Genomic DNA, 2234 nt, shown 5'->3' with positions numbered 1-2234 from the left:
TCTGATCACTGCCCCAGATAGAACTGTTTTTTTGTGAACAAAAAGAACCAGAAAACCGACGCAGCAACCGAGTGCCATCAAACTTGTTTGAATGGCCGAGGTGCAAGAAAGAACCGAGTAGCGTTCCGAGGGCAGAGACCGTTTACGGGCTATGCCGAGGTAGCACGAGGAAGCCGAAGGCAACGCGAAGCCAAACTTTAGACGGATGCTGACGCATCCTCAAGCTGCCGGCGGCCTTGTCTTTTACGAGGCAAAATTATTTTAGAATGATCAAGTTTCAGTTCAATAAAACTGCGCTCGGCGAGCTCGGAAAACAGCTCGCCATGAGAACCAAAGCCTTGCCTACGATCAAAAGCAAGGAGTCGGCACTGCGCTCTGAGGTCAAAAAGGCCAAAGACAGGGTCGCGGAGTTGCAGGAGCAGCTCGACCGAACGATGCGGGAGTACGACTATATGGTGCAGCTCTGGGGGGAGTTCGACCGGTCGTTGATTACCGTCAGGGAGGTGAAGTTCGGAGAGCAGAAAATCGCCGGGGTCGAGATCCCGGTGCTCGAAGATATTCAGTATGAGGAGAAACCGTACAACCTGTTCAGTGCGCCGCTGTGGCTCGCCGACGGGATGAGGATTCTCAAGGAGCTGGCTCGGCTGGGCGTCGAAAGCGAGTTCTATCGACGGAAGATGGAGCTGCTCGAAAGGGCGCGGAAGAAGACCACGCAGAAGGTCAATCTGTACGAAAAGGTGCAGATCCCGGGATATCAGGAGGCGATCAGGAAGATCAAACGTTTCCTCGAAGACGAGGAAAACCTCTCGAAATCGTCCCAGAAAATTGTTAAATCCAGACTGGAAACGGAGGCTGCTTTATGATCGAACGCATGACCCGATTCAATGTCGTCTTGTACCACGGCGACGTGGAGTCGTTTATGGAACGCCTGCGGGAGCTGGGGGTGGCGGATGTGACGCTCTCGGACTGGGAGCCGTCGACGGAGCAGAGGGAGAGGATGGCCAGGGCCGAACGGTATAAAAATGCTTACATGCGCCTCGGGGCGGTCAAGCGGGGGAAGGCCGAAAAGGATGCCGAGGAGGAGAAACGCGATGTGGCGCCTTTCGATACGGTCGAAGAGGCGGTCGAGGCGTTGGAAGGGGCGACGGAGCGCATCGCGCAGCTCGAAACGCTTCGCATGAAGGCGACGGCGGAGCTGGACGGGTTGGCGATGTGGGGCGAGTTCGACCCGGCGGAAATCAGGCGGCTCAGGGAGGCTGAGGGGATTGCTCTCCGCTTCTTCGAGGTGCCGACCAAACAGTACCGGACGGAGTGGGAGTGGGAATACCCGATTCAGGTGGTGGCGCAGAATTTGGGCGGGATGACCTATTTCGTGGTGGCGCAGCCGGTGGGCGAGGCGGGGGCGGCGACGGAAGCGATCGGGCTGGGGACGGCGGCGGTCGAGTTGCGCGCGCCGGAGATGACGTTTGCACAGAAGGAGTTGCAGATCGAAACCTATCTGAGGGAGGAGGCGCAAAAACAGGAGGTGATTGCGCGGGCGGCTTTGTCGCGGGATCGGATATGGGCCGATTATGTGGAGCTGAAGAACGGAATTGCGTTCGACGAGGCGCTGCACGCGGGGACGGAGTATGCGGAGGGGACGGTGAAGGTGATCGAGGCGTGGGCGCCGACTCCCCTCAAAGCGCAGGTGGAGGAGTTTCTCGACGGCCAGCCGGTGGTCTGGGCGGAGGAGGAGGCGAGGGTCGAACAGAATCCGCCGATCAAACTCAAGAATCATTTCTTTGCGCGGTTGTTCGAACCGATCGGATCGCTCTATATGCTGCCGAGGTACAACGAAATCGATATCACGCCGTTCTTTGCGCCGTTCTTCATGCTCTTCTTCGGGATGTGTTTCGGGGATGCGGGCTACGGGGTGCTGTTCATCTTGGCGATCGTGCTCTTCTGGCGCAAGATTCCGGTGCGTTTTCGGGATTTTGCCTGGCTGGCGCTCTTCCTCAATATAGCGACGGTCTTCTTCGGGCTCTTGACGGGGAATGTCTTCGGTATCGAGCTGGCGAAGGTGCCGGAGCTGGTGAGGTTCAAGGAATACTTCGTCTCGAACGAAAATATGTTCAATGTCGCGGTGGGGCTGGGGGCGGCGCAGATCTTGTTCGGGATGATTCTGCGCATCTTCAACCGCTGGAAACAGAACGGGAGCTTTCTCTACGGCTTGTCGACGCTGGGGTGGTTGATTC

2 protein-coding genes are annotated in these 2234 nt (G+C 57.6%); both read left to right on the top strand.

Annotated features, from left to right (window positions below):
• Positions 1 to 266: 266 nt before the first annotated feature.
• Entirely contained in the window at positions 267 to 863 is a 597-nt protein-coding gene (locus QZ302_RS09830) for a V-type ATP synthase subunit D (protein WP_294594912.1), read from the top strand.
• Positions 860 to 2234, top strand: a 1375-nt coding sequence (locus QZ302_RS09825) for a V-type ATPase 116kDa subunit family protein (protein WP_294594910.1), incomplete at its 3' end; no start/stop codon positions are given. The genes QZ302_RS09830 and QZ302_RS09825, both read left to right, overlap by 4 nt.

Origin of the sequence: uncultured Rikenella sp., from assembly GCF_910579375.1 — a bacterium.
Taxonomy (GTDB): Bacteria; Bacteroidota; Bacteroidia; order Bacteroidales; family Rikenellaceae; genus Rikenella.
Note: the sequence above shows the minus strand (reverse complement) of the source record. Positions and strands in the feature narration are given on the sequence as shown.